The organism is Sporosarcina sp. G11-34 (assembly GCF_026931025.1).
The window spans coordinates 75,577-92,797 of the sequence record NZ_JAHNZW010000003.1; the positions used below are offsets into that span (position 1 = coordinate 75,577).

A 17,221-nucleotide genomic window follows, 5' to 3' on the forward strand; every position below is an offset into this window, starting at 1 on the left:
TGAATTAGCACATCAATTCACACACGAGTTGAAACTACGGCATAAATTTATGCGATGTTGTCAAAAACAGTGCTAATAGGGTTGCGAATTGATCTACTAAAAGTAATTCGTAACACTTATTTCTTGTAGGATATTGGAGTTTTTATGTTAATCTAAATATAGATTATGAAAGAATTGAAAATTATTATTTATTTAACTAACGGACCATTTAACGTAAGACTTTATAATTCTTTAATAAACTTGAAGCTTTCCCCGAAATATAAAGTCTGACCATTTAAGGTGGAGAAAAATGGTGCAATTTACTCGAATTAGAGATGGCGGGGGAAATCCTATGAAAGCAAAAGTGAGCCTTATTATATTGGTCATGCTGGCAATCCTATTTGGTAGTACGACATTCGTATTTTATAATAAAGTGTATGTTTATAAAGTAGGAATGGATAATGGCATTCAAGATATGCTAAGAGATAGTGCACTTTTTTTTGAAAATGAACAGTATGACACAGATTATGTGGAGCCTTTATATACACTGTATGGGTATGCAGAAATGCAGTATAACTACATGCGAATGACGACAGATTCTGAGATTTACACAGTCGCACGTATTGTGAAGAAATTTGTTGATCCTGATGTGTATGCGCAATTATCAACTGAACAAAAGTCGAAAACTGCGCATTATTTACGTCAACTGGCCAATGATGAATTGGTTGATTTTGAAAAAGAATTGTTACCGTTTTTGAATGAGTTGTCGGTGGAGTAGTCTACACGATTGCAAAATAGTTGCCCTAGTGTGTAGTCTTTGGAAAATGAAACCTATCAATTACCAAGACCGTATTAATAATGGAACTGTTGTTCCGCAAACGGGCGCGATTGTGAGAAAGCCTTTTGGGCGTAAAAAAAAGGGCGGGGACGGGGCGAATCTTTATATTTTTTACCCGCGAATGATAGGGGGGATATGATACCCCGTGAGGTAGCGACAAGGCCTACTTGGAGTAGGGTTGAAGGCACTAAATTTGAAAGTGAACCTATTCATTCTTTAAACCAAGACCGTTGTATTTATAATACGTATGAGCCAATGACAATTACACATTACGAACACTCCAAATAAAGAAACGACAGTTTACTAGTAAAATTTCAGTTTCATGAATAGATTTATATCAAAAAGACTTATAAATATGGTAAGGTAATATTTAGGATGAATAAATTTGATGTTTTTTTAACTTAATAAGACAGAATCATTAAACTTCCCTGTCGGCACGATAGTAATTATAAAAGGGGCGATTTATATGCGAATCAATGAAGAAGTTGCAACTTATTTGGAAGAAAATCCAATTATGCTACCTGATACGTTAACTCCAGAAATAATTGTAGCAATTCGAGAAATAAATGATGTGCTTGCTGCTGGGGAAGTGGGGCAGGAAGTTTTATCAGTGGAAAACCGTACGATTCCGGGGCCTGATGGCGATGTGCCTGTCCGGATTTATACGCCCGCAGGTCAAGGGAAAAAGTGTCCGGCGATTGTTTACTATCATGGTGGGGGATGGACGATAGGTAGCCTAATAAGCTATGACGCGGTTTGTAGGAGACTTGCAAATGTGACGGGAAATAAGGTCATTTCTGTCGGCTATCGACTTGCACCTGAGCACCGTTTTCCAAAAGGGTTAGAGGACTGTTATGCGGCAACTCAGTGGGTTTTTGATCATGCGGAAGAATTACAGTTGGATGATAGCCGTATTTCGATTGGCGGAGATAGTGCGGGAGGAAATCTTGCGGCTGCGGTCACGTTAATGTCCAGGGAGCGAAAAGGACCGCAAATTTACGCTCAAATATTGATTTATCCAGCCGTAGATGCTTTGCGGTCTATTGAGCATACGCCCTATGAATCGATTCGAGAAAATGCGCAAGCGCCGATTTTGACTAGTAGTCTCACTAAAAGTTTCTGGGATCATTATATCCAAACAGAAGCGGATGGAGAAAATGTGTATGCATCGCCAATAAAAGAAAAAGACTTAAGCAATTTGCCGCCTGCACTTGTAATCACTGCGGAATATGACCCAATTTGTGATGAGGGAGAGGCATATGCCGACCGTCTAAAGAAGAGTGGAGTTCCAGTGAAACGTACCCGATACGATGGGTTGGTACATGGTTTCTTGACACTTCCAATTTCAATCAACGAACAAGTTTTGCAATCGATTGCGGAATTTCTTGAAACAGACGCTATTGAAAAATAAAAACGATGGACAGTATCTTAACTATTCGATAAACTCATAACTTGTGGTAAGATCCTCTAAAAAACAAACAACCCACTGAAAAAAATCTTCAGTGGGTTGTTAGATAGATTATCGTATTGTCACAACAATTTCTTCTTCGACGACATCGACATGAACTTTTTCAACATCGTCTTCCAAAATAAGATCCGTTAATGGGTCTTCGATTTTGTCTTGAATGACTCTGCGAAGTGGTCGGGCACCGAAACGTTTATCATAACCTAGTTTGACCAATGCTTCTTTTGCTTCCTCGGAAATTGTAATGTCAATATCATTTTCTTCAATTGTTACTTGTAAATCTACAAGCATCAAGTCTACGATTTCGAGTAAGTTGTCTTCTGTTAACTCATTAAATGATACAATCGTATCGAAACGGTTGAGAAATTCAGGTTTGAAATAATCTCCTAATGTTTCTAGCATAGTGACGGATTCATGTTCTGTTCGATTAAACCCGACGTTCACTTTTTTCTCACCTGTCCCCGCGTTACTTGTCATAATAATGACCGTATCTTTGAAACTGACTGTGCGGCCATGTGAATCCGTTAGACGGCCGTCTTCCATAATTTGTAGGAACATATTTTGAACGTCTGGATGCGCTTTTTCGATTTCGTCAAGGAGTAAAATTGAATAGGGATTGCGACGAATTTGTTCTGTTAATTGACCGGCCTCTTCATGCCCTACATAACCGGGAGGGGAACCGATAATTTTAGATACCGCATGTTTTTCCATATATTCACTCATGTCGAGACGTATTAACGTATCGCGTGAACCAAATAGTTCTTCAGCCAAAACTTTTGTGATTTCCGTTTTACCGACACCTGTTGGACCGACAAATAGGAAAGATCCGATAGGACGATTTTTAGATTTGAGCCCCGCGCGACTACGACGGATTGCTTTCGCAATTTTATCGACTGCTTCTTCTTGGCCGATGATTTTTTTACCGAGGTTTTCCTGAAGCCCTTTCATTTTCACTTGTTCTGCCGCTTGTAGTTTTGTGACAGGAATCCCTGTTTTTTCCTCTATAATTAATTCGATATCTGCAACAGAAACTTCTGCATTCTTGGCTTCTCCTTGTTGTTTCGCTTCTTCTAAATGTTTACGTAATTGAATTTCCTCATAGCGTAAATTTGCCGCTTTTTCATAGTCTTCCGCTTCTGCCGCTTTTTCTTTTTCCTGAATGACTTCGCCTAGACGTATTCCAATTGAATCTGGATTGGCCGCGGCATGTATAAGATTTAAACGTGATCCGACTTCATCCATCAAATCAATCGCTTTGTCTGGTAAAAAGCGGTCTTGAATATAGCGCTCTGATAAGGTTACAAAAGCTTGCACGGCTTCGTCTGAATAATGGACTTCGTGGAAATCTTCGTAACGATTTTTAATGCCGTTTAAGATTTTAATCGTATCTTCTGCGGATGGTTCTTTAACGATAATTGGTTGGAAGCGGCGTTCAAGTGCAGCGTCTTTTTCGATTTGACGATATTCTTTCAATGTTGTTGCACCGATAAGTTGCAAGCCGCCCCGTGCTAAAGCGGGTTTTAAAATATTACCGGCATCCATTTGTGATCCTTCTGAAGAGCCTGCACCAACGAGTAAGTGGATTTCATCGATGAATAAAATGACGTCTTTCCGTGTTTGAAGCTCTTCAATTAGCTGTTTCATTCGCTCTTCGAACTGTCCACGAATGCCTGTGTTTGTGACAAGTGAAGCGACATCTAACAAATATACTTTTTTGTTCATAAGCTTCACAGGTACGTCGCCTTCGTGAATTTTTACAGCAAGCCCTTCGGCGATTGCTGTTTTACCGACACCAGGTTCCCCGATTAGCACCGGGTTGTTTTTATTTCTTCTATTTAATGTTTCGATAACGCGTCTTACTTCTTGGTCGCGTCCGATGACTGGGTCAATTAGCCCTTCTTTTGCATCGTTTGAAATATTTTTACCAAGTTGGTCTAACAAACTATTTTCTTGATTTTCATGTGCCTGCATTGTTTGTGTTTTTGCTTGAGGGTTGCCGTTTGTTTGGAAAAATTGGTTGGCCCCATTGCTAAAAGAAGGCATATTCCCTGCATTCAATTGTCTTTGGATTTCTTGAAAACACGTAGGACACATATTCACTTGCATATTTTGTTGATTCATTCGAAATCTTAAGTTCATCGTTGCTTCGTTTTGACCACAATGTTGACATTTCATAAATATTTCCCCCTTCGTATTTTCGAGTATTTATTGTATTTGACTTTGACTATTTTTGATCTTAACTAAATTATACACTGACCTATTTAGACCTACAAGAAATTTGCTTATATAACTATTAGGAATCTTAGTTCTATGTGGAATAAAAAGTAGCCCTTTGATTGGCGGATATATGTAGGGAATGATTTCAAGTAAATTACTCATCCTAGAAAGAAGGAGATGGGTTTGATTATGCGAAAAACTTTTATTGTACTTGGAACGTTTATCATCGTTAATTCGTCGCCAACACATATCCCGACAATTTCCAATATACAAGAGGCAGTTCCAGCCTACGCTAAGTGGGGCAAGCTCGCGATAAAGGAGACACATGCAAAATATCCGAGTGCGAAAGTTATTGATTATTTGCATGAAGGAAGCGAATCTAAAAGGGATACGACAATTGAAAAGTTTAAGCTTTGGTTAAAAGATGGCGATAAAGAATTCGGTGTTTTTGTAAGAATCGAATATACGACTGAAACTGAAAAAGTAATTGCTATTGAATTTCAAGAAACCTCTAGATAATCGACCATAGTCCAAATAAAACAGATCGCCAGATTTCACAAATCGGCGGTCTGTTTTATACTTTATATATAGGTATCTTTTACTACTTGTTACCAGCGATAAGAGTTGCAACTAAAAAAAGATTGTAGTTTCATATAATTATAAAGAAGACGAGCATGTCTTCCTTCTTGTGTATATGGATTTATATTTGAGTAAAGGCGATCGAGAAATTCTTGGTCACAAACACATGGATGGACACCCATTTGGTAACACTCATCATGGGCTTTGCAGGCAGCATCTACCTCATTTATAGGCGCACCGGGTCCACTACAACCGGGCCCGCACCAGTTATAGCCTGGCAAGATACAAAAACGAAATCTATTATTTCCCCTCCTTAGCAAAACGAAACCCTCCTTCTACCGACTTTTTGACTACATACTATAAACTATTCAAAAGGGTAGAATAATGTATAAGCAATTGCTTCTGTATTTTGCAATTCGTTATTAAATCGATGACAATATAGATAAGTAGGGGGCGACAGAATGGACAAGAAAATCGTTTGGACACGGCTGAAGCATGGCCAATTGAATGTATATATCGCGGCCATTGAAGAGGGACTTTGTTATCTTGGAACGCCAGATGAGGATTTTGATGACCTTGAAAAATGGGCGAAGAAGCGATTGCCCGGGTATGTACTAATTGAAGAGGAAAAAGCGATACAATTTTATATGACAGAACTGATTGAGTATTTGGATGGGAAACGGAAAGAATTTACAACGCCTATTAGTTTACACGGAACACCTTTTCAGCAATCTGTTTGGCGGGCATTGGTAGACATTCCTTTTGGTGAAACGGTATCGTATACGACTATTGCGGAGCGTATCGGAAGGCCGACTGCTGTGCGCGCTGTTGGAACGGCAATCGGTGCAAATCCGATGTTGATCATTGTTCCTTGTCACCGGGTTATTGGGAAAAATGGCTCATTGACGGGCTTTCGTGGTGGGTTATCGATGAAGGAGCAACTGCTAAACCTGGAGAGGTAAAGAATCGTTGATGTTATGTGAGTCGATTTCATAATTCCCTATTTTAACTTAAAATACGAATGATAATGGGGTTTTAAGTTTTATTGTTCATTAATATAGAAGGCGTTCCGTTGATTGGAGCGGAGGGCGGCGACTCCAGTGGGAACAGCGCGAGCTGAAAGCCCCGCAGGAATGCAGTGACGAGGAGATTGAAGCTGTGCCCACGGAAAGCGTCCGCCCGAAGCGGAAATCAACTTTGTTCGTATTTCAACACTAAATCTTCTATTATGAAATTAACTCATATAGGTTGAACTTATGATTCCATGTAAAGTCCGGCGGGGGCACCTGCCGGGTAGCTGAAGCGATAAGATAAAAGAGGGATGTAGTTCAATCCCTCCCGGACAGCGGTTTTCTATCCTGCTTATTGCGGAGGCATCCACAATAAGCCAAAATGTTATAGTACGAAGAATCCTTAATCCGTCCATATTTTGCTTAATGAATACTGCTATAACTCGCTAGAAATAGAGTTTATTAAATATAATAAGTAAAATCTTCTGGTAAAACCCTTCTTAAAAACTTCTGTGTTCGTTCTTCTTTTGGATTAACGAAAATCTCCTGTGGTGATCCTTCTTCTACAACAACTCCGCCATCCATGAAGATGACTTTGTTTGCGACGTCCTTTGCAAACGACATTTCATGTGTGACGACTAACATAGTTGTTCCTTCTTTTGCGATATTTTTCATAACCGTTAGCACTTCACCGACTAATTCAGGGTCCAATGCAGAAGTTGGTTCGTCAAATAGAATGATGTCTGGATTTAAAGCAACTGCCCTGGCGATACCAACCCGTTGTTGTTGTCCACCGGATAATTCACTAGGGAATGCACTGTACTTTTCAGAAAGGCCTACTTTATCCAATGCTTTTCTTCCTATTTCATCGGCTTCTTTTTTGGGTATTTTCCTTCCGATAATAAGCCCTTCAGTGACGTTTTCCAATGCAGTTTTATTGTTAAACAAATTATAACTTTGAAATACAAAAGCGATTTTTTGCCGAATACTATGGATTTGTTTTTTCGATGCGGTTTTAAGATTGACGTCAATATCCCCAAAAAATGCATGGCCTTGATCCGCTTTTTCGAGGAAGTTTATGCATCTGAGTAATGTTGTTTTACCTGAACCACTTGGGCCAAGTATGACGACTACATCGCCTTTATCGATTGTTAGGTCAACGCCTTTTAACACTTCTGTTTTACCAAATGATTTATGGATATTGCTGATTTTTAACATGCTTTGGCCTCCTATTTCACTTTACGCATTTGCCGGTTTATATTTACGTAACCTTTTTTCATAGAGTTTAAATGCATATTCCACTAACCCACATAAAATTAAATAAACTAAAAAGATATCGATGTATGCCTCGACGTAATTGTATCCAACATTGGCGGCTACTTTTGCCTTTAGTGTAATCTCTTGCAGGGACATTGCGTAGCCTAAAGACGTTGCTTTAATGAGGTTGACGGTTGCTGTACAAATATTTGGCAATGCAACAACGAGTGATTGTGGAATGATGATCCTTCTAAATGCTTGTGGATTTGTTAACCCGACTGACTGGGCGGCTTCTAATTGTCCTTTATCGACTGTTCCAAGGGCCGAACGAAACACTTCGATTAAAACGGCTGTTGTATTCAAGGAGAAAACAATGAATGCATACCAAATCGGGTGTACATCGTAAATATTCATAGTGATATTAAATTTGGTGAAAAACGAATCGAGTAACAGGGGAACGCTACTGTATACAATGAAAATTTGAATAATGATCGGCGTTCCTCTTACAAAAGAAACGTATATTTGTGCAAAGCGATTTAAAATCGGAATACGATTGATTCTTGTAAGTGCTAGTAAAAAGCCAAGTGGCAATGCAATGAGTAAAGCGACGGCCGTAACGGCCAAAGCGATAGGGACTCCAGACAATGCGACAAAAAATGTATCTACTAAAAATTTATAATTAAGACCTTCTGACACGTTTTCACCACCTTACGTCGTTTTTATTACTGATTTCCCTTTGCTAAATACTTTTTCTAACTTCAAGAAAAATTGTTCAATTGCAATTGAAATTACCCAAAAGATAACGGCAAGTGCGAGATAGATTTCGAGTGCATGGGCATCGTAGTTATTGGCGATAATAAGATTCGCTTTCCCAACAACGTCAATTAGTCCGATTGTATAGGCAAGGGAACCTTCTTGAAGCACCGCAAGTAAACTGTTTCCAATGTTCGGTAAAGCAACGACGAAAGCTTGTGGAAAGACGATTCTTCTGTACGCCTGTGTGTTGCTTAATCCGACACTTACGGCGGCTTCTAATTGTCCTTTATCAATCGATTCGTAGGCGGATCTCATTACCTCCGACATGGCGGCCCCAAATTGTAGGGCAAACGTGATGACGACAAATACGGCTGTATGGACATCGTTAAGGTTTACGCCAAAATTATTTCCGATTGCTGGAATGCCATAATAGATAAGAAATAAAAGTACGATAGATGGTGTACATCTCATGATTGTCGTATATCCATTCGCTATTTTCCTTGCGAATGCATTTTTCCCGATTTTTGCTGCCGCAAGGACGAAGCCAAGTAGTGTTCCAAATAATACGGATAGACTAGCCACCATAAATGTGACCTTTAAAAAGGGGATTAGCATTGGAAGTGAATCCCATATATAGCTTGCATCAAAGTATTTCTCCATGCCTTCACTCCATTATTATTTTAGATTAAAGGCTGTTGGGGTTATGTACACCCAACAGCCTTTTAAGGTCTTTCTACTTACCTTTTTACTTCATCCAATACTTCAAATAAGTCTCTACCGTAAAACTCTACAGTTAAGTCGTTGGTCTTCTTTTCTTCTTTCAGCTGTTTGACAGCCTTATCGTAAGCATCCGCAAATTCCTGTTCTTTTTTATTGAACAACGGCCAAGTTTTAATAACCGCGAATTCGTTGTAAACGACGTTATCTATAAAGTCATGGAATGGACCGTCTTCTGCGATTACTTTCTTTTCGAAAGGACCTTCGATCATTACACCACCATCTACACGGCCCTCATTTACCCATTGCACAACTTCCACTGAGAAAGCGTCGCCAGCTACGAGTTTGACTTCGTTGTCTGGGTTGGCTTTATTGTATTCGTCTATGACCGTGTACTGGGCATTGTTTGCAGCGATAGGTGCTAGCGTAAATCCAGCATTTGCAAAATCGGCCAGTGTTTTTATATGTTCGTTTTCTTTCTTAACTACGAGTCCGGCACTGCTTAGTCCAAGGAATTCTTCTGGGAAGATAAATTTCTCCGTGCGTTCTTCCGTCCAGAACGCATTTTTGACGCCGACTTGATATTTACCTTGTTCGACACCGATGAGTAAGTCATCGCTTGTTGTCCCAATGTATTCGAATTCATACTCCGGAATCAGTTCATCAACCAATTTCATTACTTCAACATCATAGCCAGTGGGGTTACCTTTTTCGTCTAACCAGGACATTGGTTTTGATGCTTGATCATAGGCAACTTTCACTTTTTTAACGTCCGTGTTATTGGTATCTGTCCCGGTAGTTGCTTCTCCCGCGCCACATCCCGCTAAAATAGTTGTCAAAGCGAATCCAAGCGCTACAAGTTTTAAAAGCTTTTTATTTTTCATTATAAAAATCTCCTTTTTTACGCGTGAATCGCGTTTTTTGTTTTATCCTGTTCAATCGCTGATAATGCTAACTTTTTAATGGTCATGTCATCCATTGGGGGATTGTGTAAGCCCGCCCGTACGTCGCGATAATACCTTTGGAGAGGGTTGCTGCGTTGAAGGCTTTTTGCGCCTACAATTCGCATCGCTTTATCGACAATCGAAACGGCTGAATTTGTTACTGTATGTTTCGCTACACCGATTTCATTGGTCAGGAACGCTCTGCGGGATTCGTCGTCATAGATTTCCGCCACACTATAAAGAAGATGTCTCGCTTGAACTAACGCCAAATCGATTTCACCTAGTAGCTGTTGGACATTCGGCAATTGGCTAATGGGTCCATTTAAGCTGTTTGGTGAATGGGTATTTGCAAAATGTACCGCATAATCACGCGCAGCTTGTGCAATTCCGAGATAACACGCGGGAATGTGAAGCATCCAACCATTCGATATAGGACCGCCACTTGGTGTTTCGGGAAGCTCAACAAGTTTAGATTCATCGACTGTTACGTTGTTGAGCACAAGATCGTGGCTTGCTGTTCCTCTCATGGAAATGACATCCCATGTTTCTTCAATCGTTATTCCTTCCAAATCTTTATGGAGAAGGAAGAAACCTACTTTTTGCTTTTCTTCAATCCATGCGGAAGTTAGAAAATAAGTTAATACAGGAGAGGCAGTCGTGAATATTTTACGTCCAGAGAGCACCCAAGAATCACCGACTTTTTTTGCATTTGTTCCAGGGCGACCTCCTCTTGTTGGACTGCCGGTTTGAGTTTCACTGACCGAGCGATTCACTAGCGCGCCATTTAGCACTTCTGTTGCGAAGAAGTTCAGGCTTTCCTCCTTCCAAAGTTTTTTCTCGAAAAGTTCACCTACAACTCCTAGATTCCAGCCAATGGAAAGGGCGGTATTTGCGTCAAAACTAGCTAACGTTTCTTGAAGTAATACCAAATCATAAACCTTTAGTCCTTCACCGCCATAAGCTGTAGGGAGTGTGCTACTTGTGTAGCCAATGTCAATTAAGTCTTGAATATTCTCTTCGGGGAAGATGGAAAGTTCATCAATTTGAGCCGATAAACTTTTAAACTTTGTTTCTTTCTCATGTAACTTTTTCAACCATTGCCTTTGTTGTTCCGTTTTCACAAATAAGTTAATCATAATAGTCCTCCTCGTATTTAGAAATGAAAGTAGATGCTTTCGTTTAGTATATTCAATAATTCCTATTTGTTTAATAGGTTTTATAAATAAATGAATCGAACGTAATTTGTTAAGAGGCGATTTGGGTATACTGAAAGACTTCAATGATGATTGCTTTACCAAGCCGTTGATTTCCGTTCCGAGCGGACGCTTTCCGCGGGCGGTCCGTGAGCCTCCTCGCTTCTCTGCGGGGTCTCACCTGGACGCGCTTTTTCCGCTGGAGTCGCCGCTCTCCACTACAATCAACTAGGTGTCGCATTCTTTAGTTCAACCTATATAGTTATAAAAAATACCCCTTTTCAAGAGAAAAGAGGAATCCGATTTTACACTACGGCTCTTATCTTCCAAGAACGTTCTCTTGCTGGATTTAGCACCTTTCAAGGATACAGAGGTTGCTGAAGCGTCATCGGGCCAGTCCCTTAGCTTCTCTAAATAAGAAATATGAAGTTGTTGGTACTTACTTTAAGCTATGTATTTGGCCTTGTCAAGAGTCTAAGTATACTATTTCCATAGGTATTATATAAATTATTATAAGACGTGATTTTTCAGTCACGGGTTAGTACGTTGATGGGCCACCGTTATGATAAACTGAGGGGACCGGATAATTATTGATAGGGGGTACTTCAAATGGACTTTATAGCGATTGATTTTGAAACCGCAAATGATTCGAGAGCGAGTATTTGTTCAGTCGGTATTGTCATAGTTGAAAAGGGTGTTCTTAAAGAAGAAATACATACGTACATAGATCCGCAGGAAGAGTTTATGTACTTCAATACTGAAATTCACGGAATTACCGAGGATATGGTTCAAGGTGCACCAACTTTTGAAGAATATTGGCCGGAATTTAAAACATTGATTGAAAACAAAACGCTGATTGCACATAATGCGAGTTTCGATATGAGCGCCATGCGTTATGCGTTGAATTTATTTCACGAACCATATGCATCGTTTACGTATGGTTGTTCTTATGTTTTTTCCAAAAAGGTGTGGCCTTCGCTTTACAATCATAAGCTTTCCACAATGGCGGATTATTTAGGAATCAGCTTCAAACATCACGATGCATTGGAAGATGCCAGAGCAGCGGCGTTAGTGACATTAGCCGCGTTGGAGAATAGTGAAACGGATTCACTCGAAGGGTTATCAGATATGCATAACTTACAACTTGGCGTACATAAGTATGATGGGTATACACCCGCTGGAACAAAGAAAAGAAAGAAATCTGTAAAGGCTCCAACTTCGAAAACGGGGATGGATGAATCGCACCCATTATTTAGCGCGAATGTTGTTTTTACAGGGAAATTGCAATCTATGACTCGTGGGGAAGCGTCACGACTTGTCGTGAAATGCGGTGGAATTTGCAAGAATAACGTGACGAAAGATACAAGTTATTTAGTGATCGGGGACTATGATTTAACAAGCTTTACGGAGATGTTTAGCAGTACAAAAATGAGGAAAACAGAAGAGCTGATAAATAGCGGTCATCCAATACAAATTGTAGGCGAAAGCGACTTTTTGAGAATGGTTGGCGTTTAACGTACATAGAAAAACCGACCCTTTCGCACTGGATGCGAAAGGGTCGGTTTCAATTCGATAAGTGAATTCTATAACTTATTCTCCAGTTTCAGGGGAAAATTGACGTTGTCCAAGTTCTTTTTCATAGATGAATAATGCATTTTTGTCTTCACCAATGCGTTTTAAGTACTCGATATGTGTGTCGAAAGATGCTTCTTCTTCTACTTGTTCGTCCAAGAACCATCTGAGAAATGAAATGGTCGCATGTTCTTTTTCTTCCCATGCTAAGTCTGTGAGTTCATAGAAGTTTTTCGTAACCATTTTTTCTTGTTGTAGTCCAGATTCGAACGTATCCAAGATTGATTCAAAATCAATTTTTGGTTCGGATGTAGCTGAGAATTTTGCTTGGATTCCACGGTCATTTAAATAATTGTAGATTTTCATACCGTGAAAGCGTTCTTCCTCTGCTTGTTGGAGATAATAGTTTGCAAATCCCCCGTAATTGCGATGTTCACAATAAGCTGCCATTGCCATATAGGATTGGGCTGCGTCAAACTCATTGTTCATTTGGCGGTTCAGTGCTTCGGCTAAGTTATAACTAATCATGCTTCCAACTCCTTCTTTTATAGCTGTTCTGTCTTTAGCATAACCTATTCCGATATTGCAATCACGTAGTTTGTTTGTCTGAATTTTTTCTGATTGGGTCTAAATTATATGGTAAGATAGAAGTAATTGTTGAATGTTTGATTGAAGAAGGGAAGAAAAAACATGGGGGAACCGATTCAAGGGAAATGGTATTACGGTTGGAATATTGTCGTTGCATCTGCCATTCTGACGCTAATTACGGTCGGAATGCGAATGAGTATTGGTCCATTCTTTTTGCCGATGCTGGCAGATTTTGATATGTCGCGGACAAACTTGTCTATGATCGTTGCGGTGGGGATGTTTGTTTACGGCGTTGGTATGCCGTTGGCTGGGTATATGGAAAGACGCTTCGGAACACGTACTGTTTTATTAACGGGTGCTGTAATTGTCTTCATTTCAAGTTTAGGAACGATGCTTTCAAAGACACCAATTAGTTTGCTGCTTTCTTTCGGTATCTTTTTATCATTAGGATTAGCATTAACGAGTCCGGTTGCTTTAACGCCACTTATCGCACGTTGGTTCGTTAAACGGCGGGGACAAGCGCTCTTTTATTTAACAACTGGATCGATGGCGGGGATTGCTATTATGACGCCTGTTAACACGATGCTGATTAATGCATTTGGATGGCAGCAGACGTTTTTAATTTTTGCGATTGTATTTGTGCTCCTCGTTTTACCGACAGCACTTTTCATCATACGTGAGGATGTGCCGGAAGGGGCAGATGAAGGACCAAGTACGATAGGTGTAAGAACTATTGAAACGACCCCGCGTATCGTACAAGACCCACATCCGAAACTAACAGTACTCCAAGCGATTAAAACATTACCTTTTTGGCAAATAAGTCTCGGATTATTTGCTTGTGGGTATAGTATGAATTTATTGGGAAGTCACGGGGTTCCAATGTTAATCGATCATGGTTTTTCAGAAATGACTGCATCATTTGGTGTAGGATTGATTGGTTTAGTTGCGATTCCAAGTACAATTATACTAGGGAAGTTATCTGACCGGGTGCCCCGAAAAAATATTCTTTCAGTTATTTATTTAATAAGAGGATTGGGCTTTGTTTTCCTTGTATGGGCTACTTTTGCATACCAACTTTATCTGATCGCATTGATTGCGGGGTTTGTATGGGCGGGTAGTGTTGCACTCTCCTCTGCGATTTTGGCGGATATTTATGGGGTACGTCTTCTTGGTGTATTGTATGGATGGGCGTATTTTTCCCACCAAATCGCAGGGACGATTAGTTCACTGTTAGGCGGATGGGGATACGACAAATTTAATACACATTGGGTATCATTCGGCAGTGCAGCGGTTGTTTTATTTATCGCAAGTTTCATTTCTTTTCAACTCCCGAAAAGATTGTATGAAAAAAAGAAGGAGAGTAAACGAAAAGAAATTCTTGTGTGACTATTTACAAGAAAAACGACCACTGCCCAAGTTGGGTAGGTGGTCGTATTTTTAGTTAATGGCATGATAATACTCATCAATAGGTACAAACAGTCCAACTTTACCGAACGTTTCATGATTTAATGTGGCAAAGACAACACCAATTACTTGCCCTTCCCGATTGAGTACGGGGCTTCCGCTGTTTCCACGGTAAACCGGTGCTTTCATCATGACGACTGGGTTTTCCCAATCGCTTAATTTTGTATAATCAAGAATCGTTCCTTCATTTGCAATGCCTGTAAAGCTAAGTGGATTGCCAATGAAGTTAATCGGTTCATGATCTGTGAAGGTCGTTTGCTCGGCAAGTTGTAAATGAGGTAGATTGTGACCGTTTACTTCCAATACGGCGAGATCGACGGAAGGATATGTGGCTACTACATTGGCGGTAAAACGACCATCGTCTGGAAAGGTGACCATAACTGTATCGCTGCCTTCAACGACATGATAATTCGTTAGAATCGTTCCTTCGCTAGATATGGAAAAGCCTGTACCTTTGCTGTTATCTGTCTTAATAACGACAACGGATTTTTTATAGGAAGCAATATCTTCTTGTGCCGATAATTTCGCGGAAGCTTTTAAAAATTCAATAGCTGGTATGGAATAGATTTCAAAAATAACGACAAATGTATTGAGCGCCAACACAATGGAAAGCAACCAAAATATCCATTTAGGAAAAGGGCGTCTCGTTCTAGGATTTACTTTTTCCTCTGCTGCTCTCTGAAGAGCCTTTTGTTGCGCAATTAGTACAAGATCTTGCAGTTCATCATCATCTATTTCTTCTATATTATCTTGTTGTTTTCCATTGGGGAAAATATAGACCACATCCTAACTCCAAAACATTATCGTTACTATTGATTATACACAATGGAGTGAAAGGAAATCTTGAAACGTACTAAAGGGATAACAATAAAGCGGGGAGTGTAAGTAAATTGAACTGGTATACTTATGAATAGAATATTATATACGTTGAATATACGAATCCAGATTAATTCAAGGACGTGGTTATTATTCTTTTGGTGGCGGTAATATTTGTGATAGCGGGGCTTGCCGAAATCGGCGGTGGGTACTTAATTTGGCTTTGGCTCAGAGAAGGTAAGCCATTCGGTTTTGGCGTTATTGGTGGAATGGTGTTAATTGCTTACGGAATTATTATTACATTTCAAACCTTTCCTACATTCGGCAGAGTGTATGCTGCGTATGGCGGTGTATTCGTCGTTCTTGCTGTTTTGTGGGGATGGGGTGTGGATAAGAAGACCCCAGATGTCTATGATTGGGCTGGTGCTTTAATTTGTATTATCGGGGTTTCGGTTATGCTATGGGCGCCTCGGAGTTAAGGGTGTTGGATTATGTTGAAATCGTGAGTTCCAACTAAGCGGGTTCGAATTCCAATGTCGGGGTCGTGAGTTCCAACCAGGCGGGTTCGAATTCCAACGTCGAAGCTGTGAGTTCTAACAAAGCTATTTGGAATCAAAAAAGGAAAGTCGATTATTGGAGTCGATTCACATCTTGCCTTATACAAAGAAATTCAAAATTAATTAGCGGAAGAAGCACCTGCTGCTTACTTTTACTATTCGGAATTACTTGTAGGCGTTCGTGATGATTTAAAAAGTTTTCGAAATATCCAAGTAGTATTTTCTACTTACGGGATGCACATAAATAGGAAAGGGAGTAGGGGGGTAATGGAAATATTCGTTACCGTCCTTTTTTATAACTAAAATCTTATTCGACTTAGCACCTGATTAAGAGGCGTATGAACCTAAAGCGACCCAAGTTATCATTAACTGCCGAATCTTAAATTGGGGTTATTTTGAGTTTAAATGGTTAGTATTTAGGCGTATTCACTTTATAGGTTAGGCTTGTTCGATTATTTACGCCGAGTTTTTTAAAAAGGCTTTGAATATGCTTTTTGATTGTGTTAACGCTTACATATAGTTGCTCGGCAATTTCTTTATTTGAATGGCCTAGTTGAACCAATTCAAGAACATCGAACTCTCTAGTCGACAAGATATTCATATAGTTGTTTAATAATGTTGATGATTGATTGTTTTCATTAGGAATAAGATGTTTATATAGCTTTTGAGATAAAAATCTTGAGATGATCTCCATCGATATGAAGTCATCATTACTAATAAATTTTTCGTTTTTACTGGATGCCAAATCAACTAATCCTATTATTTTATTATCATTAAGTAGAAAGATACCTGCATTATTATATAATCCGTATTTCTTCATAAAGTCATTGTAAAATTCGCTTCTTTCATATTCTTCTTTCGTTTTTATATCAAAAATCCCTAGGACTCTTTTTTCATTTATTTTGTGCATAACATTATTGGGGCGTAAAATATCTAGTCCAGAATAATTCATGCAGTAATCTTCTAGTAAATTTTCAGGTGAATTTAAAGTTGCCGCGTTTATTAAATTATTATCTTTACAGTGCCAAAAATAAGATTGATCAATACCAAACCATCTTTGAAAAGCTAATAATACTTGTTTCTCGAAACTTTCTTCACTTATAGATATATCGTCTATAAATGATAGTACTTTCGTATAACTTTTTTCGCTTATCATAGATTTGCTAATGATAATCACTCCTATTCCTTATTACTATTATTAATTTAATATTAACACATATAATTTAGATTAATCCAAATTATTAATTAAATGGCCCGGATGGGTAATGG

At 39.3% G+C, this 17,221-nt stretch carries 17 protein-coding genes and 1 riboswitch; of the genes, 7 read left to right on the forward strand and 10 right to left on the reverse strand.

The features are described 5' to 3' along the window. Positions 1-289: 289 nt before the first annotated feature. Both KSU66_RS04585 and KSU66_RS04590 read left to right on the forward strand, forming a co-directional pair. The gene (locus tag KSU66_RS04585; RefSeq protein WP_269050242.1) at positions 290-757 is read left to right on the forward strand and encodes a hypothetical protein; all 468 of its coding nucleotides are present in this window, start codon (positions 290-292) and stop codon (positions 755-757) included. A gap of 526 nt (positions 758-1,283) precedes the next feature. Beyond that, positions 1,284-2,228, forward strand: coding sequence for an alpha/beta hydrolase (locus KSU66_RS04590; RefSeq protein WP_269050243.1), 945 nt, complete (start codon positions 1,284-1,286; stop codon positions 2,226-2,228). Positions 2,229-2,336: 108 nt separating this feature from the next. Here KSU66_RS04590 and KSU66_RS04595 read toward each other — a convergent pair whose 3' ends face one another. Then, positions 2,337-4,457, reverse strand: a complete 2,121-nt coding sequence (locus KSU66_RS04595; RefSeq protein WP_269050244.1) for an ATP-dependent Clp protease ATP-binding subunit — start codon at positions 4,455-4,457, stop codon at positions 2,337-2,339. A gap of 231 nt (positions 4,458-4,688) precedes the next feature. Between KSU66_RS04595 and KSU66_RS04600 the strand changes: the two genes are divergently transcribed. Next, complete coding sequence (locus tag KSU66_RS04600; protein ID WP_269050245.1) at positions 4,689-5,018, forward strand: DUF3889 domain-containing protein; 330 nt, start codon at positions 4,689-4,691, stop codon at positions 5,016-5,018. An 89-nt stretch (positions 5,019-5,107) separates the two neighbouring features. Here KSU66_RS04600 and KSU66_RS04605 read toward each other — a convergent pair whose 3' ends face one another. Beyond that, positions 5,108-5,398 carry a phospholipase gene (locus KSU66_RS04605; RefSeq protein ID WP_269050246.1) on the reverse strand — a complete coding sequence of 97 codons (291 nt, stop codon included), beginning with the start codon at positions 5,396-5,398 and terminating at the stop codon, positions 5,108-5,110. Between the two features lie 141 nt (positions 5,399-5,539). On the opposite strand from KSU66_RS04605, the gene KSU66_RS04610 reads away from it, so the two are divergent. Then, positions 5,540-6,040 (forward strand): methylated-DNA--[protein]-cysteine S-methyltransferase, encoded by a 501-nt coding sequence (locus KSU66_RS04610; protein ID WP_269050247.1) that lies wholly within the window; start codon positions 5,540-5,542, stop codon positions 6,038-6,040. 510 nt (positions 6,041-6,550) lie between these two features. Here the strand turns inward: KSU66_RS04610 and KSU66_RS04615 are convergent. From KSU66_RS04615 to KSU66_RS04635, 5 genes are all read right to left on the reverse strand, one after another. Beyond that, a complete protein-coding gene (locus KSU66_RS04615; RefSeq protein WP_269050248.1) occupies positions 6,551-7,306 on the reverse strand; it encodes an amino acid ABC transporter ATP-binding protein in 756 nt (251 codons plus the stop codon). Between the two features lie 21 nt (positions 7,307-7,327). Beyond that, a complete protein-coding gene (locus KSU66_RS04620) occupies positions 7,328-8,041 on the reverse strand; it encodes an amino acid ABC transporter permease (RefSeq protein WP_269050249.1) in 714 nt (237 codons plus the stop codon). A gap of 12 nt (positions 8,042-8,053) precedes the next feature. Beyond that, positions 8,054-8,761, reverse strand: coding sequence for an amino acid ABC transporter permease (locus KSU66_RS04625; protein WP_269050250.1), 708 nt, complete (start codon positions 8,759-8,761; stop codon positions 8,054-8,056). Positions 8,762-8,838: 77 nt separating this feature from the next. Then, the gene (locus KSU66_RS04630; RefSeq protein WP_269050251.1) at positions 8,839-9,702 is read right to left on the reverse strand and encodes a transporter substrate-binding domain-containing protein; all 864 of its coding nucleotides are present in this window, start codon (positions 9,700-9,702) and stop codon (positions 8,839-8,841) included. Positions 9,703-9,719: 17 nt separating this feature from the next. Further along, positions 9,720-10,898: an acyl-CoA dehydrogenase family protein gene (locus KSU66_RS04635; protein WP_269050252.1), complete on the reverse strand. Its 1,179-nt coding sequence runs from the start codon at positions 10,896-10,898 to the stop codon at positions 9,720-9,722. Positions 10,899-11,271: 373 nt separating this feature from the next. Next, a riboswitch (SAM riboswitch) is annotated at positions 11,272-11,376 on the reverse strand. Positions 11,377-11,564: 188 nt separating this feature from the next. On the opposite strand from KSU66_RS04635, the gene KSU66_RS04640 reads away from it, so the two are divergent. Then, complete coding sequence (locus KSU66_RS04640) at positions 11,565-12,470, forward strand: exonuclease domain-containing protein (protein ID WP_269050253.1); 906 nt, start codon at positions 11,565-11,567, stop codon at positions 12,468-12,470. 75 nt (positions 12,471-12,545) lie between these two features. Here the strand turns inward: KSU66_RS04640 and KSU66_RS04645 are convergent, their stop codons facing one another. Beyond that, on the reverse strand, positions 12,546-13,055 hold the full coding sequence (locus KSU66_RS04645) for a ferritin (protein WP_269050254.1): 510 nt from the start codon (positions 13,053-13,055) through the stop codon (positions 12,546-12,548). A gap of 162 nt (positions 13,056-13,217) precedes the next feature. On the opposite strand from KSU66_RS04645, the gene KSU66_RS04650 reads away from it, so the two are divergent. Then, complete coding sequence (locus KSU66_RS04650) at positions 13,218-14,501, forward strand: MFS transporter (RefSeq protein ID WP_269050255.1); 1,284 nt, start codon at positions 13,218-13,220, stop codon at positions 14,499-14,501. Positions 14,502-14,552: 51 nt separating this feature from the next. Here the strand turns inward: KSU66_RS04650 and KSU66_RS04655 are convergent, their stop codons facing one another. After that, positions 14,553-15,362 carry a S1C family serine protease gene (locus KSU66_RS04655; RefSeq protein WP_269050256.1) on the reverse strand — a complete coding sequence of 270 codons (810 nt, stop codon included), beginning with the start codon at positions 15,360-15,362 and terminating at the stop codon, positions 14,553-14,555. Positions 15,363-15,556: 194 nt separating this feature from the next. Between KSU66_RS04655 and KSU66_RS04660 the strand changes: the two genes are divergently transcribed. Further along, positions 15,557-15,874, forward strand: a complete 318-nt coding sequence (locus KSU66_RS04660) for a YnfA family protein (protein ID WP_443028936.1) — start codon at positions 15,557-15,559, stop codon at positions 15,872-15,874. 487 nt (positions 15,875-16,361) lie between these two features. Here KSU66_RS04660 and KSU66_RS04665 read toward each other — a convergent pair whose 3' ends face one another. Continuing rightward, complete coding sequence (locus tag KSU66_RS04665; protein ID WP_269050257.1) at positions 16,362-17,108, reverse strand: helix-turn-helix transcriptional regulator; 747 nt, start codon at positions 17,106-17,108, stop codon at positions 16,362-16,364. Between the last annotated feature and the right edge of the window lie 113 nt (positions 17,109-17,221).